Below are 19,847 nucleotides of genomic sequence, written 5' to 3'. Positions count from 1 at the left end.
TATGAAGAGAATAGCATTGATCGGTCTCGTTTTGACGATGGCATTAAGCGGTTACGCACAGTATCGCTTTGACAAACCTCTTTACGGTGCGGCCTACTATCACGAGTACATGCCTTACGACAGGCTTGACAAGGACATAGCCATGATGAAAGATGCAGGCATGACGGTGGTGCGCGTCGGCGAGTCGTCGTGGGGATTGTTTGAGCCGCAGGAGGGAAAGTTCCGATTTGAGTGGATGGACACAATACTCGACAAGTTTCATGCCGCCGGCATAGAGGTCATCCTCGGAACGCCTACTTACTCTATTCCGGCATGGCTTGCCCACAAGCATCCCGAGGTGCTCTCTGAAAAGATGAACGGCGAAAAGTCGCATTACGGCATACGTCAGAACATGGATTTCACCAATCCGACCTATCTGTTTTACAGCGAGCGCATAATACGCAAGATGCTTGAACGTTACGCCAAGCATCCGGCTGTCATAGGCTATCAGGTCGACAATGAGCTTGAGGCGCGCGGAGTAAACAACCGCGATTACTTCATCGGTTTCCGCAATTATATGAAAGATAAGTTTGGCGGCGACCTTGACCTGCTTACAAAAGAGTGGGGTATGAACTACTGGGGCATGAACATCAACACATGGGAGGAATTTTATGAACGTGACGGAGTGACGAGCCCTTCGTATAAAAACGAGTGGGAGCGTTATAACCGCAAACGCATAGCCGACTTTCTAAACTGGCAGTGCGACATCGTGAACGAATACAAGCGCCCCGACCAGTTTGTGACCCACTGTTTCATGCCTGCGTTTCATAATGTCGACCAAGTGGAGTCGTTCCGTCAGATGGAATATCCGGCCATCAACGTGTACCACGGTGTTCAGGATGGTCAGGACGGCCAGCTGATAGCCTATGCCGGCGACTATATGAGAACTGTGGCGGGCAACAACTATCTGATCACCGAGACAAACGCTCAGGGTACCGGATGGGACTCAAAGAGCCAGTATCCGCCTTACGACAACCAGCTTCGTCAAAACGTATACTCACATTACGCATCCGGCGCCAATATGGTGGAGTATTGGCACTGGGCCACACTGCACTACGGTCAGGAGACATACTGGCGCGGTGTAATCGGCCACGATCTGCAGCCAAACCGCGTGTACCGCGAGTTCCAACGTACGGCCCGCGAACTCGAGAAGATAGGCTCGGACATAGTCAATCTGAAGAAAAACAACAAAGTAGCCATATTATACAGCCACGACTCGCACCATGCGCTCACGTTTATGCCGTATCATAACGGAGGCGGTTATCCGGTCGATGCCAATTATCCGGTTGACCTTGTGCATAAAGCGTTGTATTTCCAGAATATAGAGACCGATATCGTGCCGTGTGACAGGATGCGTGACTTCAGCAAGTACTCGATGCTTGTCATACCGCCGCTGTATGTGGCCGACGACAGTCTGCTCATGTCTATCGACAAGTTCGTGAAGGACGGAGGCTATGTGGTGATGATGCACAAAAGCGGCTACTGCAACGAGCACTCGGCTGTGCGTTCAGTACCGGCTCCCGGTCCGCTCCGTGATGCCTGCGGCTTCTACTATCAGGAGTATTCCACAATCGGTAATATGAAACTGAAAGACAATGTTTTCGGCCTCGGCGATCGCAACAGTATAAACACATGGTATGAATTTCTTGTGCCGGAGACTGCCAAACCGCTTGCCTACGGCGATCATCCTTTTTTCGGACAGTGGCCTGTCATTACCGAAAACAGTTACGGCAAGGGCAAGCTTTATTACATCGGAGCATATCCGTCGCAGGAGTTGCTTGATAAAATAGTGAGGATGGCAGCTGTCGAAAAGGGTATAATAGCCGATGATGAGCATCGTTTCCCTGTAATCATGCGCTCCGGGGTTAACGGACAGGGTCGCACTCTTGACTATGTGTTCAATTACAGCGGCGCTCCCGTCAATGTGGTCTATGACCGCGGCCGGGCTGTCAATCTGCTTACCGGTGCCGAGATAGCCGAAGGCGACAGTATCGCAGTTGGTCCGTGGGATGTGGCTATACTTCGTCGTAAATAGTGAAACGTTATCTGGATGAATATTAAATTTATATTGCCGGTATTGCTGTTTGTCGCTGCCTTGGGGCTGTCCTCGTCTGCGGAAGCGGCATGTGTTACTGAGCGCTGTTATCTGTCGGGTATGGATAAAGACAGCGAAGTGATGTGGGACTTCATGTGTACGTCGGGCCGCAACAGTGGCCGGTGGACGCGCATAAAGGTGCCTTCATGCTGGGAGACCCAAGGCTTCGGCAATTACTATTATGGATGGGAAGAGCCGTTCGGCTCTGACGAGACCGGCTACTATCGTCATCGTTTCAAGGCCGACGGCTCATGGCGCGGATCGCATGTCGACATCGTGTTTGAAGGCGTGATGACCGACACAGAGGTGCGGCTCAACGGCCGCCTTGTCGGTCCGGTGCATGAAGGTGGTTTTTATCGTTTTCGCTACGATATTTCTGACCGACTGAAATACGAGGCTGAAAATGTGCTTGAGGTCAAGGTCACCAAATGTCCTGCCGACAGCTCCATATACCGTGCCGAGCGGCAGACTGACTTCTGGCTATTCGGAGGCATCTATCGTCCGGTATATCTGGAGATAAAACCTGACATTCATTTTGTTGACATGGCGGTAGACGCACGTGCCGACGGCACATTGCGTGTCAGGCCCTGCCTGTCGGGTGCCGGTTCCGGAGCCGAGGTGTCGGTTTACGTTGAGACCCTTGACGGCAACCGTGTGTCAGCATCTGTGACAGGAAGAGGCGAAGAGGTTATATCCACAGTCGTGGAGGGTGTTGTGCCGTGGAGTCATGAGCGTCCCCAGCTATATCGTGTGGTTGCCGAATTGCATGACAAGGGTGGACTTCGCCACCGGATAACCGATAAGATAGGTTTTCGCACGGTTGAGTATCGTGCCGGTGACGGATTTTATCTAAACGGACGCCGTATTATTTTCAAGGGTGTCAACCGTCATTGTTTCTGGCCTGAGAGTGGCCGTACGCTGTCGCGCGACATATCGCTTGGCGATGCCCGCCTTATAAAAGAGATGAACATGAATGCGGTGAGGATGTCGCATTATCCGCCTGACAAAGAGTTTCTTGAGATATGCGATTCTATAGGACTGTTGGTTATCGACGAGCTGTGTGGCTGGCAGAAGAAGTATGACACGGCTCCTGCCCGGCGGCTTGTCCGCGAGGTAGTGGAGCGCGACCGCAATCATCCGTCGATAGTAATGTGGGCTAACGGCAACGAAGGAGGCTGGAACACCGGGGTCGATGATGATTATCGTATATATGACCTTCAGGAGCGTTTCGTGATGCACCCGTGGGAGCGTTTCCGCGGCACCGACACCAAACATTATCCTGACTATAATTATGTGGTGAATTCCACTATATATGACCGTGACATATATTTTCCTACAGAGTTTATGCACGGCATCTTTGACGGAGGCGCCGCTGCATCGCTGAGCGACTTCTGGGACGTGATGATGAAGCACCGCGCTCCGGCAGGCGGCTTCCTTTGGGCCCTGCTTGACGAGGGACTGGTACGCGCCGACCGCAATGACAGCATAGACTGTCGATTTGACCTTGCCCCTGACGGCATTCTGGGTCCGTACCGCCAGAAGGAGGGCAGCTTCTATGCCGTAAGACAGATATGGTCGCCTGTGCGCGTAACCACACGCACACTTCCTGAAGGCGCTGACGTCACGGTGGCTGTCGAAAACGACTATATGTTCACAGACTTGTCGGAGTGCGGCTTTACATATGAGCTTGCCGACGTGTCACGACAACCCGGTGGCTCCTATACCGCAACTGTGGCCCTGCGCGGCCAAGTGGCCGCCCCGCAGTGTGCTCCCGGAGAGCGCCGCATGCTTCCGTTGGGGCTTCCCGCAGGGTGGGACAGTCACGATATGCTGCGTTTGACGGTTACCTCGCCGCAGGGCGCCGAAGTGTACACTTACAGTTGGCCCATAGGTACCGGCAACCGTCTGCAGAAGCGTCTGCTCGGCTCATTTACAGCACAGCGGCCCGAAATTACTGAAGATGACACCCATGTATGTGTATTTCATGCCGGCAATCGTTATACGTTTGACCGCTCCACCGGGCGGCTTGATTCAGTAGTGACTCCTCGCGGGCACTTCTCGCTAACCGGTGTGCCGAAGATTGCCACGTCAGGCAATGATTGCAGCGGCCTTAACTGCTACCGCGACGGCGACAGCTACTGTGTGGAGCCGCGCTACGATGACGGCCGGTGGATGCGCTGGGTGTTTGCTCCGGGCGAGCCGGTGCGACTTGACTATTCGTTCTCTGTTCACGGCGAGGCTGATTTCATAGGTTTGGGACTTGATTATCCCGAGGACAAGATCATTGATATGGAATGGGTGGGCGAAGGCCCCTACCGCGTATGGAAAAACCGCATGGAAGGTACCGCTTTCGGCTGCCACCGCAAGACTTATAACAACACCGTCACGGGTGAGTCATGGCTCTATCCTGAGTTCAAGGGCTACCATGCCGACTGCCGTGCGGTGACTGTCAATACTACCGAGGGCTCTGTCACATTCATTCCCTCGCGTCCCGGACTCTTCTTCCAGATGCTCCGTCCGCAGGCGCCTCGTCACGACGGCAACGGCTATACGACGGCCGGTTTTCCCGACACATCCTTCGGCTTCATGCACGCCATAGCGCCTGTGGGCACAAAGTTTCAGCATCCCTCTCAGCTCGGTCCTTCGGGCCAGAAGAATATGCAGCTCAACTATGTGCCATATAGCGGCAGCCTGTGGATGATATTACAAAATGACTGAATTAACATAAATTTAATACACTGATTATGAAAACGAGTGCTAAAAAATCGATTCTGCTTGCATCTGCCCTGATGTGCTGTGCAGCCCTATATGCACAACGTGAAAAGGCCGATACCGGTAAGTTCGAGCCTACTTGGGAGTCTTTGTCACAGTACGAGACGCCCGAATGGTTCCGCAATGCGAAATTCGGCATCTGGGCCCACTGGGGGCCGCAGTGCCAGCCCGAGGCCGGTGACTGGTACGGCCGGAGCATGTATGAGGAGGGTGGCCACGCTTACAAGGTGCATCTTGAGAAGTACGGCCATCCGTCGGAGTTCGGCTTCAAGGATGTTATCAACGAGTGGAAGGCCGACAAGTGGGATCCCGAACGCCTTGTGGCTCTATACAAGAGGGTGGGGGCGCAGTATTTCTTCGCCATGGGAAATCATCATGACAATATGGACCTGTGGGACAGCAAGTACCAACGCTGGAACTCTGTCAACATGGGCCCCCGGCGCGACATCCTCGCCGAGTGGGAGAAAGCGGCGCGCCGCAACGGACTGCCGTTTGGTGTAAGCATACATTCATCACATGCATGGACATGGTACGAGACCGCGCAGGGCGCCGACAAAACCGGACCCTACGCAGGCATATCCTATGACGCCCGTGTAGTTACCAAGGAAGACGGTAAAGGCAAATGGTGGGAAGGCTATGACCCGCAGGAGCTTTACGTGCAGCACCACTCACTCAGCGGTCATGCGTGGAGCATATGGGACTGGCCCGAAGGTACTTCTGTGCCCCCGCAGTGGTATTATGACAACTTTTTCAACCGCACCGTCGATATGATTAACCGTTACAATCCCGACCTCGTTTACTTTGATGACAGTGTGCTTCCTTTCTGGCCTGTTGACAATACCGGCCTTGATGTTGTGGCTCACTTCTATAACCGTAATATGAAGCGTCACGACGGACACCTTGAGGCAGTGGTGTTCGGCAAGAAGCTCAACGACGACCACAAGAAAGCTCTTGTATGGGATGTTGAGAAAGGTGTGCCCGGAGAGTGTCAGGACAAGGCATGGCAGACATGTACCTGTCTCGGTAACTGGCATTACGACACATCGTGCTACGTCGACAATTGGTACAAATCGGCATCGACCGTGATTCACATGCTTGTCGACATCGTGAGCAAGAACGGCAACATGCTGCTCAGTGTGCCTATAAAGGGCGACGGCAGCATCGACGACAAGGAAGAGAAGATACTGGAGGATATAGCCGCATGGATGGATGTCAACAAAGAGGGCATATTCGATACCCGTCCTTGGGTAGTATATGGCGAGGGGCCGTCTACCGAGAACTCCGCTCCGCTTGACGGAGCCGGATTCAACGAGGGCAAAAACGCACCTTATACACCGGCCGACATACGTTTTGTCAAGAAGGGAGATGTGCTTTACGCCCATGTGCTTGCATGGCCCGATGACAACAAGGTGCTTATCAAGTCGCTCGCCGCCGGCAGCGGTCTTTATCCTGAAAAGATAAAGAAAGTGGAGCTGCTCGGAGCTGGCAAGGTGAGCCACCGCCGCACCGCCGACGGCCTTACCGTTAACCTTCCCCGTAATAAAAAGCCCAACGACATATCGCTTGTGCTAAAAATAACAAAATAAGACCAATAAGACTAATTAGTCCAATTGGTCTAATGTCTAACGACTAATGACTAACAACTAACAACCAATGACTGACAAAACCAATATTATCCGACGATTTTTAGCGGGCGGCATGGCGGTGGCCATGACCGCGCTCATCTCACATGCGGAGATAGCGTTGCCCGATATAATCAGCAATAACATGGTACTCCAGCAGCAAAGCGACGCCCGCCTGTGGGGTTGGAGCTCTCCCGGCGCCGTCATCACGGTCATTCCGGGATGGGACGGCAGAACATATACCGTAAAAGCCGACAGGAATGGCCGATGGGATGTGGCGGTTGCCACTACCGATGCCGGATATACGCCTCATACTCTGTCGATAAGCGGCGACGGCTCCGATATAAAGCTTGAAAACATACTTATAGGTGAGGTGTGGTTCTGCTCGGGACAATCCAACATGGAGATGCCTCTTAACGGCTTCTGGTGCCAGCCTGTTGAAAACGCAGGACGCGCCATAGCCTATGCCGGCCGCTATCCCGGTGTGCGTGTGGCTACCGTCGAGCGTAAGGGCGAGTATGAACCGCAGACTGCGGCCGCAGGCAAATGGAAGGAGAGCAAGCCCGAAAATGCGGGCGACTTCTCGGCTACGGCCTACTTCTTTGCCCGCTCGCTCAATGACATTCTCGGAGTGCCTGTAGGGGTGATAAACTGCTCGCTCGGCGGTAGCCGTGTCGAGGGTTGGATGCCAAAATGGAAGCTCGACACATATCCCGACTGCGACGTGGCCAAAGAAAAGGCTACTCCTGACTCGGTGCTGCACCTCTGGGAGCGTATAAATATAATGTACAACGCCATGTTGCATCCGATAGCAGGCTATACCGTCAAGGGATTTCTCTGGAATCAGGGCGAGGCTAACGTAGGCGCTCATGCTGACTATCCCCAGCGTCTGGCCGATATGGTAAAGATATGGCGCGACGAGTGGAATCAGGGCGAACTTCCCTTCTATTTCGTGGAGATACCCGCATGGAGCTACGGTAATCCTGACGGATCCATCGCGGCACTTCTACGTGAGTCGCAGCACAAAGCCGCGGCCATGATACCCTCTTCAGGCTGCATAAGCACCACCGATCTAATCTATCCGCATGAAATTAACGACATACACGGTTCAAAAAAGGAGGAGATAGGCGAGCGTCTCGCGTTCATGGCTGCCGCCAAGACCTATGGACTTACCGGTGTGCCATGCGACTATCCGCGCTACAAGTCGGTGGAACTGCAGGGCAAACGTGCGGTCATACATCTTGACAACGTTGTCAACGGACTAACCCCCAATGCCGAACTCGAGGGCTTCGAGGTGGCCGGTGAAGACCGAGTGTTTCACCCCGCCAAGGCCAAGGAACTGTGGTACTGTCATGCCATAGAGGTGACTTCCGATGATGTCGATGACATTAAGGCGGTGCGTTATTGTTTCAAGAACTTCTCCATAGGCGGCATCCATAATCATGTGGGGCTTCCCCTCGTGCCTTTCCGTACCGACAACTGGAACGAGTGACCATGCATTAACAATACGTTATTCTTTTTATAACATTTTTACACCGTGCAATCTGGGTCCGTGTGCGCTTAACCATAACAAATTTTAAGCGCCGTGGACTCCAGAATCTCTAATTTTGCCGGACAACAAAACCAATTCAATAATTTAACCTCAAATCTGTATGAGCAATGAGTAAACTGATTTTGCGAAAAACTCTTGTTCGCATTAGCGAAGCAGTTGTGGCGTTGTGCCTTTTACTGCCTGCACTATCGATGCAGGCTGCGGCCGCGCCCAAGATTTCTGTTTCCGGTACGGTTACGTCACAAGTTGACAATGAACCGCTTATCGGAGTCAGTGTGAGAATTAAGGGCTCTTCTCAGGGAGTGGCTACCGATATTGACGGAAAGTATGCGCTTCAGGCCGAGAAGGGTCAGGTGCTGCAGTTGACCTATATCGGTTATAAGCCTGTGGAAGTTACCATCGACCGCGCCGTCATTGATGTGACGATGCAGGAAGACTTCACCACCCTTGACGATGTGGTGGTAGTAGGTTACGGTACTATGAAACGCAGCGACATTACCGGTTCTGTGGTTTCGGTGGGAGCCGATGAAATCAAGAAGACAGTCGTGACCTCGGTCGATCAGGCCCTTCAGGGTCGTGCAGCCGGTGTGCAGGTTACGCAGAACTCCGGTTCGCCCGGTGGCGGTATATCGGTGGCTATCCGCGGTACCAACTCTCTTAACGGCAATGAGCCGCTGTACGTCATTGACGGTGTGGCTGTTGACGGCAAGTCATCTGACGGCAAGACATCAGCTCTTTCTACCATCAACCCTTCCGACATCGTATCGATGGAGGTCCTCAAGGACGCTTCGGCAACCGCTATCTACGGTAGCCGTGCGTCAAACGGTGTGGTACTTATAACCACCAAACGCGGTCAGGCAGGCAAGACCCGTGTCACTTATGAAGGTTATTATGCCCTTCAGCAGATACCCAAGCGCCTTGAGACCATGAACCTACGCGAATATGCCGTTCTTTATAACGAGCGAGTAGACGTTCTCGGCTGGGGCGAACGTGAGGAATTTGCCGATCCTTCCATACTCGGCGACGGTACCAACTGGCAGAAAGAGATTTTCGGTAACGCCGGCATGTGGAACCATCAGGTTACTGTCAGCGGCGGTAATGAAGCCACCCAGTTCCTTGTAAGCGGCAGCTACACCGATCAGGACGGTATAGCCGTAGGCTCCAATTTCCAGCGCTTCACCGCACGTATAAATGTTGACTCCAAGGTCACCAGCTGGCTTCAGATAGGAGCGCAGTCGTCGCTTTCACGCACCAAGCGTAACAATACGATCGATGACAACAATGTTATCCAGACCGCTCTCCGTCAGCTCCCCGAGGTGCCCGCCAAGAATCCCGACGGCTCTTGGGGCTATCAGGAAGACAACCAGCTCGGTATTTACTATACCAACCCTCTTGCCGACGCTCTTACCCGTACTAACTACAATAAAGGTCTTCAGGCCCTTATAAACGCTTATGCCAATTTCACCATACTTCCGGGCCTTACCGCACGTATCGAGTATGGCGGTACGTTTGATCATGGTAACTGGTATTACTTCCAGCCTGAGATGACTATCGGACAGTTCACACAGACAAGTAGGAGTGAACGTCAGTCTTCTGATAGCCGTTATATCAACTTCAAGCAGTATGTGACCTATATGAAGGACTTTGGCAAGCACAGCATCAACGTAATGGCTGGTCACGAGTCTCAGGAGTCGGAATGGGAAAATCTTTCAGCAGCCCGCACAGGCTATCTGTTCAATAATGTGCCTTCTCTCAGCGTGGGTGACCTGAAGACAGCTTCCAACGGTAGCAGTAGCGGATCATTTGCCATAGAGTCCTACTTCGGACGTGTCAACTATAATTTCGACAACCGTTACCTACTTACAGCCACCATACGTGCCGACGGCTCTTCGGCTTTCGGTTCAGACAACCGCTGGGGTTACTTCCCCTCGGTGGCTCTCGCATGGCGCTTGAAAAACGAGTCTTTCCTTAAAGATGTGCAGTGGCTCGCCGATGCCAAGCTGCGTCTCGGATGGGGTCTTGTCGGTAACCAGAATGCAGGTAACTATGCTTACGGCTCAACAATGGCTTCAGTGGCTACGGCTTGGGGTACCGGTTTTTATCCCGCCAACTTCGCCAATAGCAAGCTAAAATGGGAGGAGACTCATTCTTACAACGTAGGTTTTGACCTTGCCATGTTCAATAATCGTGTCGAATTTATTTTTGACGCTTACCTGAAGAATACCGATAACCTGCTTATGCAGGCCTCTTTGCCTTCTTATATCAGTGGTGTCATAGCTTCACCGTGGGTCAACACCGGCGAGATGCGTAATAAAGGTTTTGAGTTTACTCTCAACACTGTCAACATCTCTAACCGCGATTTCTCTTGGACTTCGGGGCTGACTTTCTCTCTCAACCGCAACAAAGTGCTGAAGCTATATACCGAGAGCAGTGGTATACCGGGTATAATAGGCAGCGATGTGTTTACTTATACCACAGTGGGCAATCCCGTGGCTCAGTTCTATGGCTATCAGGTTATAGGCATGTTTGAGAAAGAAAGCGACTTCTATCGTAAGGACGCCAACGGTGACTTCATTCTTGATGCCAACGGCAACCGTCAGTTTGTGGCAATTCCTGAAGAAAAGGAGATTGCCGAGGGTACCGGCATATGGTATGGCGACTATATTTATGCAGACCTCAACGACGACGGTGTCATAGACGAGAAGGACCGTACCTACATAGGCAATCCCGAACCCAAATTCTCGTTTGGTTTCAACAACACCATCAACTGGAAGGGCTTTGACTTCAACCTATTCCTAACCGCCTCCATAGGCAATGACGGTTACAATTATCTGCGTGCTGATCAGAGTGACCCCGCCAACCGTTGGTCTACGCTTAAATCAGTATGCGACTTTGCCAAACTCGCTCTTATAGATCCGGAAGGTGACCGTACTCTTGACAACATGTATGTCTCCAACCCGGGAGCATCGACCTATCGTATCGACCAAGGATCCAACAACCAGAATGCCCGTACGAGCAGTGTATTTGTCGAGGATGCTTCTTACCTGCGTATCAAGAACCTGTCGGTAGGCTACACTCTGCCGGTTTCGTTCACCCGCAAGTTCAGCATAGAGTCTCTCCGTGTATACTGCAACATACAGAACCTGCATACTTTCACCAAGTACAAGGGTTACGACCCCGAAATCGGTGCTTACAATCAGCAGGTGCTTTTGCGTGGTGTGGACTATGCTCGCTACCCGTCGCAGCGTATGTTTACTTTCGGACTTAACGTAAGCCTATAATCTTTAATGTAACACCAATTGAAATTATAACATGAAACTTTCAAAATATATACTTGGACTGGCAGTGATGCTCGGCACGGCTTCATGCGGTGACGACTTCCTTAACAAGGTGCCCGACGGCAGCTATGTTGAGGATAACTTCTATGCCAATGACGCAGCTATCGCCGCATCAACCGGGCCTCTCTACAACCGTGCATGGTTTGACTATAACTCGCGTGCCATATGGATGCTTGGCAGCATGCGGGCAAATGATGTTTTCTCACTATACAATTCACCACAGTTCGCTCTCTTTACTGTAGACGCTCTGAATAGTGATCTTTCCAATGCTTGGCAGGGACTCTTCTCTGTTGTGACTATGGCCAATGCCTCGATCAACAACATAAACACCAAGTGTCTTCCTGAAGTGACCGAACGAGCCAAAGAAGCCGGCATAGCTGAAGCACGACTTATGAGAGCATGCGCCTATTACTATGCCATACATATCTGGGGACCTGTCATCTTGTTTGAAAACAATCAGGATGTGGTGGACAATCCCGTTCGTCCCCTCAACTATGAGGAGGATGTGTTTGAGTTCATAATCCGCGACCTTGAATATGCGGCAGCAAAGCTTCCGGAGACACCATCTGCTCCCGGACGCGCCACCAGCTGGAGTGCCAAAGCCATGCTGGCCAAGACTTATCTCAGTCGCTCAGGATGGGGTAAGCCGGAGCGTGATCAGGCTGACCTTGACAAGTGTAAGGAAGTGTGCATGGATATCATCCAAAACAGCGGCGCACAGTTGATGGAGGACTATCATGACCTCTTCAAGTATCGTCATAACAATAACATAGAGTCGTTGCTCCAGCTTCAGTGGTATGCATCGGCCGACGGTCCGTGGTATGTTAAAAATACTCTGATTTCTGACCTTTGCGGAGACTCAAAAATGATAGGCGGAGTAGGTTGCTGGAGTGCACTCAATCCGGGTATCGACATGCTGATGCAATATCGTTATAAGGGAAGCAACGGACAGGACAAGTGGGAGGTGATACGCCGCGATGCTACATTTGTCACTCCCGGTGTACATTATGATTATATCTGCATTGCCGAAGGCGGATATACTTATGACGGCACTTCTTCTATATTGAAAAAAGGTGTTCCCGGTGGTCCTAATGATGACAATGACGGATATGTATCGGATATGAACTCGCCGTTGAACACTTACATAGTACGTCTTGCTAACATATATCTTACTTATACCGAAGCTTGTCTTGGAAATAAGGAGTCGATATCGGGTGACGATATCCAGTACTTCAACGCTTTGCGCCGTCGCGCCGGCATTGATGAAGTGGCTTCTGTGACTCTTGATGACCTCATCCGTGAGAACCGTGTCGAGTTCTCTCTTGAGTACCAGAACTGGTACTATCTGATAGACATTTACAAGTGGAAGCCCGAGAAGATGCTTGCATATTTCAACAATCAGTACCGCGGTTACACTTGGGACAAGATTGAGATGGGCGAAAATCAGGAGATAAAATTGGTGGCTACAGAGGATTGGAAGACCTACGAGGATACTCCTATAGGTCCGGCCATTGTGCCTTCTGTAAAAGCTAACGTTACTGCCAACAGCATCTTCCTGCCTTATCCTGAAGCAGACGTTATTCAAAATCCGTTGCTGAAGGCAGAGCCCGAACATTATAATTTTAACGATTAACTCACCGTATCATGAACAGACTTTATATATTGCTGGCAGCTCTGCTCGCCAATATCGCGATGCTGTCGCTCGCATCTTGTTCCGACGATGACAACGGCGGCGGTCAGCCTGTGATCGAGTGTGTGCGCACTACCGATCCGGAGCTTGCCGACTCGACGTTCACCGATGCCACCGTAGGGCAGATGATACTTATACAGGGTGCCAACCTGAGCAATGCTATCCATGTGTACATCAATGATCAGGATGTATACTTCAACAGCAACTACAATACCGATACCCACATTATCGTGACCATACCGAGCGACCTTGTGGTGCGCGGTATGGACGAGAGTGTTCCCCTTGAAATCCGCGTGGAAACGTCACATGGTACGGCCACTTACGCTTTCCATGTGGTAGCTGGCGTGCCATCACTTGAACTTTACAAGGCCGATCTTGCACCAAATGCTGATGGTATACCTGAAATGGTACCCGGACAGGAAGTGAAACTTGTGGGTACGCTACTTCACGAAATCGAGCATATTTACGTGACCGACCTTGATACGGTACCTATGTTTGAAGTGACCGAGTATAAACTTAATGCCGATCGTACCGAGATAACTCTGACCATGCCCGCCAACGAAATACCTGATTACGGTATCTACATGGTTGAGTGCTATGCCGGTAATGCATACTGCGGTTTTTCCAAGTCGCCGATGGAACCGGAAATTCACGACATATCGACCGATATGCCTGTACCGGGTCAGAAAGTCGTAATCTATGGTAAGTATCTGACCAACCTCACATCAATAAATCTTGGTGGCGAAATAGAAATAGCTCTTGATGGTGTGGTAGAAAACGACGCTATGAGTGAACTCGTATTCACTATGCCTGACGAGTTACCGTCAAAGGATGCCAACGGCATTATTTCGGTTTCTACTCTCGGAGGTAAAGCTACATTGCCGTTCTACCGCTATGACTGGATATACGAGGACTTTGACGGAAACGGTACTCAGATGGCTTACGGATGGGGAACCGGTCTTAAAGGTGGTAATCCCGAGTGGGGATGGGAGTCGCTACCCGCAACATGTCCTATTACCAAATCGTCCGGAAACTTTGTCTATTTCGATGGATTTACAGCTTGGTGGGATCATAATCTTACAATAAATTCCAAACAGGCTCCTCAAGGTATCGATCCTTCTACTCCTTTAAGCAAGATTGAATTCCGTTATGCGGTTTACTTACAAGACCAGTATACTGCCGCTTCAACGATGACAACCAAATTAAAGATATTGGGCAAAGAGAAGGGTGGTATTGCTATCGCCGACCGGGCTACCGGTGAGCTGATGCTCGCAGATTGGATGTCTGTAGCTGTGCCGATGACTGAATTCGCTCCTGATGTTACTACTTGGGGTGACCTTTGTGCCGCCGATGCCGGAGGTGACAACTTCACTATTTTCCTTGAATATGACAATGCCGGCGATGATGTGCGCATTGCTTACGATAACTTCCGTTTCTACGTTAAAAAAGACTGACGAATATGAGATATCAACTTACATCAATAAACAGGCTTATGCTTTTCATAAGCCTGTTACTCCCCTCGATCGGACTCGTATCGTGCTCCGACGACGATGACAAATTTGTGCCCGACGGTCCTGTGGAACTCACGGTGACCCGCGACGGCGCGGCAGTGACGGCTCTTGACTTCGGTACCTACGGAGGCAATGTCTTGCTGACACTCGAAACCAATGCTTATTGGGATATAACCGTATCGGACAATGCTGACTGGCTGGTGCTCTCAAACCGCTCCGGCGATCCGACAATGGGTATGCCCGATAAAGAGGATACTCCCCGCTACATCAAGCTTACGGCCAAGCCGCTCGGCAGCGAACCCACCCGCTCATGTACGGTTACATTCCGTGCCGCCGACGAAGTAAAGACAGTCACCGTAACCCAGACGCAACCCGCCAACGCCGACGAGTCAGGTTGGGAAACCGCCTATGTGGCTAACCGCAATATGGGCGTCGGTGTCAACCTCTGGAACACTCTTGATGCTGTAGGAGACTGGTTTGATCCTGACGATATCGAGGCTTGGGAGACATGCTGGGGACAGCCTCTTGCAAAGCAGGAGTGGTTTGACGCCGTTGCGGCATCCGGTTTTAAGGCTGTGCGTGTGCCTGTTTCTTGGGGCGGCCACATGGACGAAAACGACATCGTGAAAGAGCCGTGGATGAACCGTGTCGAAGAAGTGGTAAACTATGCTCTAAATGCCGGACTCTATTGTATACTGAATGTACATCATGACACCGGCGACGGCGGATGGATTCAGGCCGACAAGGATAAATTCGATGATATATCGCCGCGTTTCATCAAGTTGTGGAAGCAGATAGCCGAGCGCTTCAACAAGTATGACCACAAACTGCTTTTCGAGGGCTACAATGAGATGCTTGACTCGCAGAACTCTTGGGTGGAGCCTATGGAAGGAGGCTATGAGGCCATCAACATGTATGCGCAGACGTTTGTCAATACCGTGCGTGCCACAGGAGGTAATAACCTGCACCGCAACCTGATCGTCAACACTTACGGAGCCGGTGGAAGCGCCACCCGTCTTGACAATTTCGTTTTGCCGCAGGATAATATTCCCGGCCATATCATGTTGCAGGTACATAACTATACTCCCGCAGGATTCTCCAACCTCGACGGATCACTTACGGAGGATACTCCTGAAGAGGAATTGCCTCTATGGACCCGCGACTTCGAGAAACTGCTCGGCAGTGAACTCGACCTGCTTATCGAATTCTCCAACACCAATGGAGTACCTGTCGTAATTGGTGAGTGCGGTGCATACGAGCGCATCAAGGAAGAGGAGCGTGCCAAGTTTGCGGAGTTCATTACATGCTATCCCAAAGGCAAAGGCAACATAAGCGTCTTCTTCTGGGGACAGGTCATAGATCGTAACACCTGTGAAGAACTTTATCCCTTGTTCATTGACGGTTTCTTGAAAGGGCTGAACTAACACACAGCTAATACTACTGCAATTTTAGGTTTATGTAACACCCCCGACAGTATGCTACTGCCGGGGGTGCTTTGTACTCTCACTACCATAGGTCGGCATCGGTTGGCAATGGTTGGTAGGGGTGCCGTGGTACTGGGTCGCTACATGTGTTTGCATCCTCCCGTGGTATAGGTATTAGCCGGATGCCGTGTGTTTTAGGGTTGTGGGGAGGATGGCCACTTGGTGGTGAGTCGGCGCAACTCGGTGTCGGTGATAGGAATGACCGTACCGTGGCGCGGATGGAAGTCCATCGACACTTCCGAGTCGATGACCTTGAAATTGCGCAGGTCGTCGGTTTCGGTGAATTGGTAGCGTCCTTTCATATATACGTCATACATTAATATATACTTGTCGGTGCCGATGAGCCTGAAGGTGCCTGCGCCCTCGACCGCGTCAGATGTCTGCTGCTTGTAGTCATCCTGCTCCTCCCATTTTCCTGAGGTCAGTGACGGTGACGTTGCCACTTTTATGCCGTTGCCGTGACCTTCGGTCTTGTAGAACAGGTGGTACATGTTGTCATGGTACACTATATCGCCGTCTATGCATGATTTGCCGTTTTTCGGCAGAAACAGCGGCCGTGGTTCACCTTCTATGTCGGTAAAGTCTGGGTTGGCGTAGGCGTAGTAGATTATATCGGGACCGTCGCCATGCTTCATCGACCAGTATACCATGTATTTTCCCGCCGCACGGTCATATATGGTCTGCGGTGCCCACACGCGCTTTAGGTCGTTCTGGCCGGCGTACTTCTTCTGAATGTTGATTACCGAACTTTCCCAAGTTATAAGGTCATACGACTTCATCAGTACCATGGCGCGGTTTGAGTCCCATCCGTTGGCCGATACCATGTCGGTCACCACCATGTAAAATGTCTTGCCGTCTTCGCATCGGAGTATGTGCGGGTCGCGCACGCCGCCCGTCGACGATATGTCGCGTGAGTCTATCACGGGCTTGCCGTCGTTGAGGGTCCGGTAGTTGTACCCGTCGGTGCTTACCGCGAAGCATATCTGTTCCTGCTCCATGCGGTTGCCGGTGAAATAGGTGAATAGGTAGGCGCTGAAGTCGCTGTCGGTGTTCTGCGCCAATCCCGCCAATGAGGGAAGCATAATGGCCAATGCCGATAAAATTCTTGTTTTCATGACTGCTCAATATGATAATGTGATTTTTTTGCAAAGATAATACAGGCAAATATACTATAATCACGTATAATTATGTCAATTATGAGGTAAATTATGACCAAAATATCGGTTTATACCCTCGGAATATAAGAAAATTGCCTATTTTTGTGAAAGTGCGATGAGTGCATACCCGAGTGTGTACGTAGTATTAACAATCATATCTGACTAAAATCTAAAACCAAGCGATGAGAAAGAGTCTTTTCAGGATTGCCGTGGTACTGACCCTGCTGACAATGGCATGGGGCAACGCTGTCAATGCCGTCGGTACGCGTTTCGAGGCTGGCAACGGCACATTTCTGCTTAACGGCAAGCCATTTGTGGTGAAAGCCGCCGAACTGCACTATCCGCGCATTCCCAAACCTTATTGGGATCAGCGCATAAAGCTGTGCAAGGCCCTCGGCATGAACACGGTGTGTCTGTATGTGTTCTGGAACTCCCACGAACCGAAGCCCGACAGTTTTGACTTCACGGGGCAGAATGACCTGCGTGAGTTTGTTAATCTCTGTCAGGCCAATGACATGAAAGTCATACTCCGTCCCGGCCCCTATGTATGTGCCGAATGGGAGATGGGTGGCCTGCCGTGGTGGTTGTTGAAGAAGAAAGACATAAGGCTGCGTGAGTCTGACCCGTACTTTCTTGAACGCGTCGATAAGTTTCAGAAGGCGGTGGCCGGTCAGGTCGCCGACCTGACCATAGCCGACGGCGGTCCTATAATAATGGTACAGGTCGAGAACGAATACGGCTCTTACGGCATTGACAAGCAATATGTGTCGCAGATTCGCGACATGCTCCGAAAGAATTTCGGCGACAATGTCACTTTATTTCAGTGCGACTGGTCCTCCAACTTCCTCAATAACGGTCTTGACGACCTTATATGGACTATGAATTTCGGTACAGGCGCAAATATCGACCAGCAGTTTGCCCGGTTGAAAGAGGTGCGCCCCGACAGTCCCCTGATGTGCTCTGAGTTCTGGAGCGGATGGTTTGACAAGTGGGGAGCCAACCATGAGACGCGTCAGGCCGAAGATATGATAGCCGGTATCGACGAGATGCTCTCCAAGGGCATTTCGTTCAGCCTTTATATGACTCACGGCGGTACCAACTGGGGCCACTGGGCCGGTGCCAACTCTCCGGGATTCGCCCCCGATGTCACTTCCTATGACTACGACGCCCCTATAAGCGAGTCGGGACAGACCACGCCGAAATACATGGCTCTCCGGGCTACGCTCGCCAAATATATGGATGGCGCGAAGCAGGCCAAGGTGCCCGCACTGATAAAGCCGGTGTCCGTTCCCGCATTTGCCTTCACCGAAGTGGCTCCGCTGTGGGACAATCTGCCGGCGCCGAAGAGCGATGTCGACATAAAGACTATGGAGGAGTATGATCAGGGCTTCGGCAGTATACTCTACCGTACAGTATTGCCTGCTCTCGACGAGCCCGCGCTGCTGACGGTAAGTGATGCTCATGACTTCGCGCAGGTGTTTGTCGACGGTCGCTATATAGGCAGACTCGACCGGCGCAATGGCGATAAAGAGCTTACTTTGCCTGCATGTAGCAGGGGTGCGCGCCTCGATATACTTGTGGAAGCCATGGGCCGCATAAACTTCGGCCGTGCCATCAAGGACTTCAAAGGCATAACCGATAGAGTGACACTAACCGCTGACAAAGACGGGCACAAATGGGTGTGCGACCTGAAAAACTGGCAGGTGTTCAATATCGAGGATGCATACGATACGTATGCTGCCATGAGTTTCCGTCCTTTAGCCGGTGTGGAGAAGTCGGGCGACAGGCTGCCTATGGGTGTCTACCGGGCCACGTTTAATGTCAGGAAGCCCTCTGACACATTCCTGAATTTCGAGACTTGGGGCAAGGGACTTGTGTATGTTAATGGACATCCGATGGGCCGTATATGGGAAATAGGACCGCAGCAGACTCTATACATGCCCGGTTGCTGGCTTAATAAAGGTGAGAACGAGATACTCGTTTTTGACATACTCGGCCCGCGCGAGGCCCGGAGCGAAGGCTTGAAGGAGCCTAAGCTCGACCAGCTTCTCGTGCAAAAGCCGCTTACTCACCGCACCGAGGGGCAAAAACTCGACCTGTCGGGTGAAAAGCCCGTAGTGGCCGGTTCGTTCAAGCCCGGCAACGGATGGCAGGAGGTGAGGTTTGACTCCCCGGCCAAAGGCCGTTATGTGTGTGTTGAGGCTCTCGACGCTGTCGACGGCAAGGATGTGGCCGCTATAGCCGAGATGTATCTGCTTGATGACAAGGGCGAGCGCTTGTCGCGTGAGCCGTGGACTGTTGTGTATGCCGACAGCGAGGATGTGGCCAGAGTCAATCGGTCGGCCGACAAGACATTTGACCTTCAGGAGTCGACTTACTGGTCTACGGAGCCCGGTGTGCCGTTTCCGCATGCTGTGGTCATAGACCTCGGTTCCGACCGCATACTGTCGGGCTTCCGTTATCTGCCGCGTATGGAGGCCGAAGTTCCCGGAGCTATCAGAAATTACCGTATCTACGTGAGCGCATCTCCTTTCAGACTGTAGCGCACTATGATATGAAATTAACATCATATAAAATTTGTTTTTGC

The 19,847-nt window shown here is 51.5% G+C and carries 9 protein-coding genes and 1 pseudogene; 9 read left to right on the top strand and 1 reads right to left on the bottom strand.

Going from position 1 to position 19,847, the window contains the following annotated elements; genetic code table 11:
• Position 1 precedes the first annotated feature (1 nt).
• The 8 genes from FW767_RS00165 (at position 2) to FW767_RS00130 (ending at position 16,043) form a co-directional block, all read left to right on the top strand.
• Positions 2 to 2,074 (top strand): beta-galactosidase, encoded by a 2,073-nt coding sequence (locus tag FW767_RS00165; RefSeq protein ID WP_121698370.1) that lies wholly within the window; start codon positions 2 to 4, stop codon positions 2,072 to 2,074.
• Positions 2,075 to 2,089: 15 nt separating this feature from the next.
• Positions 2,090 to 4,852, top strand: coding sequence for a glycoside hydrolase family 2 protein (locus FW767_RS00160; RefSeq protein ID WP_121698369.1), 2,763 nt, complete (start codon positions 2,090 to 2,092; stop codon positions 4,850 to 4,852).
• A 26-nt stretch (positions 4,853 to 4,878) separates the two neighbouring features.
• Complete coding sequence (locus FW767_RS00155) at positions 4,879 to 6,492, top strand: alpha-L-fucosidase (RefSeq protein WP_121698368.1); 1,614 nt, start codon at positions 4,879 to 4,881, stop codon at positions 6,490 to 6,492.
• Positions 6,493 to 6,559: 67 nt separating this feature from the next.
• Positions 6,560 to 8,020 carry a sialate O-acetylesterase gene (locus FW767_RS00150; protein ID WP_235897897.1) on the top strand — a complete coding sequence of 487 codons (1,461 nt, stop codon included), beginning with the start codon at positions 6,560 to 6,562 and terminating at the stop codon, positions 8,018 to 8,020.
• Positions 8,021 to 8,187: 167 nt separating this feature from the next.
• Complete coding sequence (locus FW767_RS00145; RefSeq protein WP_121698366.1) at positions 8,188 to 11,361, top strand: SusC/RagA family TonB-linked outer membrane protein; 3,174 nt, start codon at positions 8,188 to 8,190, stop codon at positions 11,359 to 11,361.
• Between the two features lie 31 nt (positions 11,362 to 11,392).
• Positions 11,393 to 13,051 carry a RagB/SusD family nutrient uptake outer membrane protein gene (locus tag FW767_RS00140; RefSeq protein WP_121698365.1) on the top strand — a complete coding sequence of 553 codons (1,659 nt, stop codon included), beginning with the start codon at positions 11,393 to 11,395 and terminating at the stop codon, positions 13,049 to 13,051.
• Positions 13,052 to 13,062: 11 nt separating this feature from the next.
• Positions 13,063 to 14,562, top strand: a complete 1,500-nt coding sequence (locus tag FW767_RS00135; RefSeq protein WP_121698364.1) for a glycan-binding surface protein — start codon at positions 13,063 to 13,065, stop codon at positions 14,560 to 14,562.
• Positions 14,563 to 14,567: 5 nt separating this feature from the next.
• Positions 14,568 to 16,043 (top strand): cellulase family glycosylhydrolase, encoded by a 1,476-nt coding sequence (locus tag FW767_RS00130; RefSeq protein ID WP_121698363.1) that lies wholly within the window; start codon positions 14,568 to 14,570, stop codon positions 16,041 to 16,043.
• 209 nt (positions 16,044 to 16,252) lie between these two features.
• On the opposite strand, the pseudogene FW767_RS00125 reads toward FW767_RS00130, so the two are convergent.
• A pseudogene (locus FW767_RS00125) lies at positions 16,253 to 17,218 on the bottom strand (glycoside hydrolase family 43 protein); the annotation flags it as partial.
• A gap of 224 nt (positions 17,219 to 17,442) precedes the next feature.
• Here FW767_RS00125 and FW767_RS00120 point away from each other — a divergent pair.
• A complete protein-coding gene (locus FW767_RS00120; RefSeq protein WP_121698361.1) occupies positions 17,443 to 19,803 on the top strand; it encodes a beta-galactosidase in 2,361 nt (786 codons plus the stop codon).
• Positions 19,804 to 19,847: the final 44 nt, after the last annotated feature.

It is taken from the genome of Heminiphilus faecis (assembly GCF_008728965.1).
Lineage (GTDB): Bacteria > Bacteroidota > Bacteroidia > Bacteroidales > Muribaculaceae > Muribaculum > Muribaculum faecis.
The sequence above is the reverse complement of the archived record's forward strand: the minus strand, read 5'-3'. Positions and strand labels throughout refer to the sequence as shown.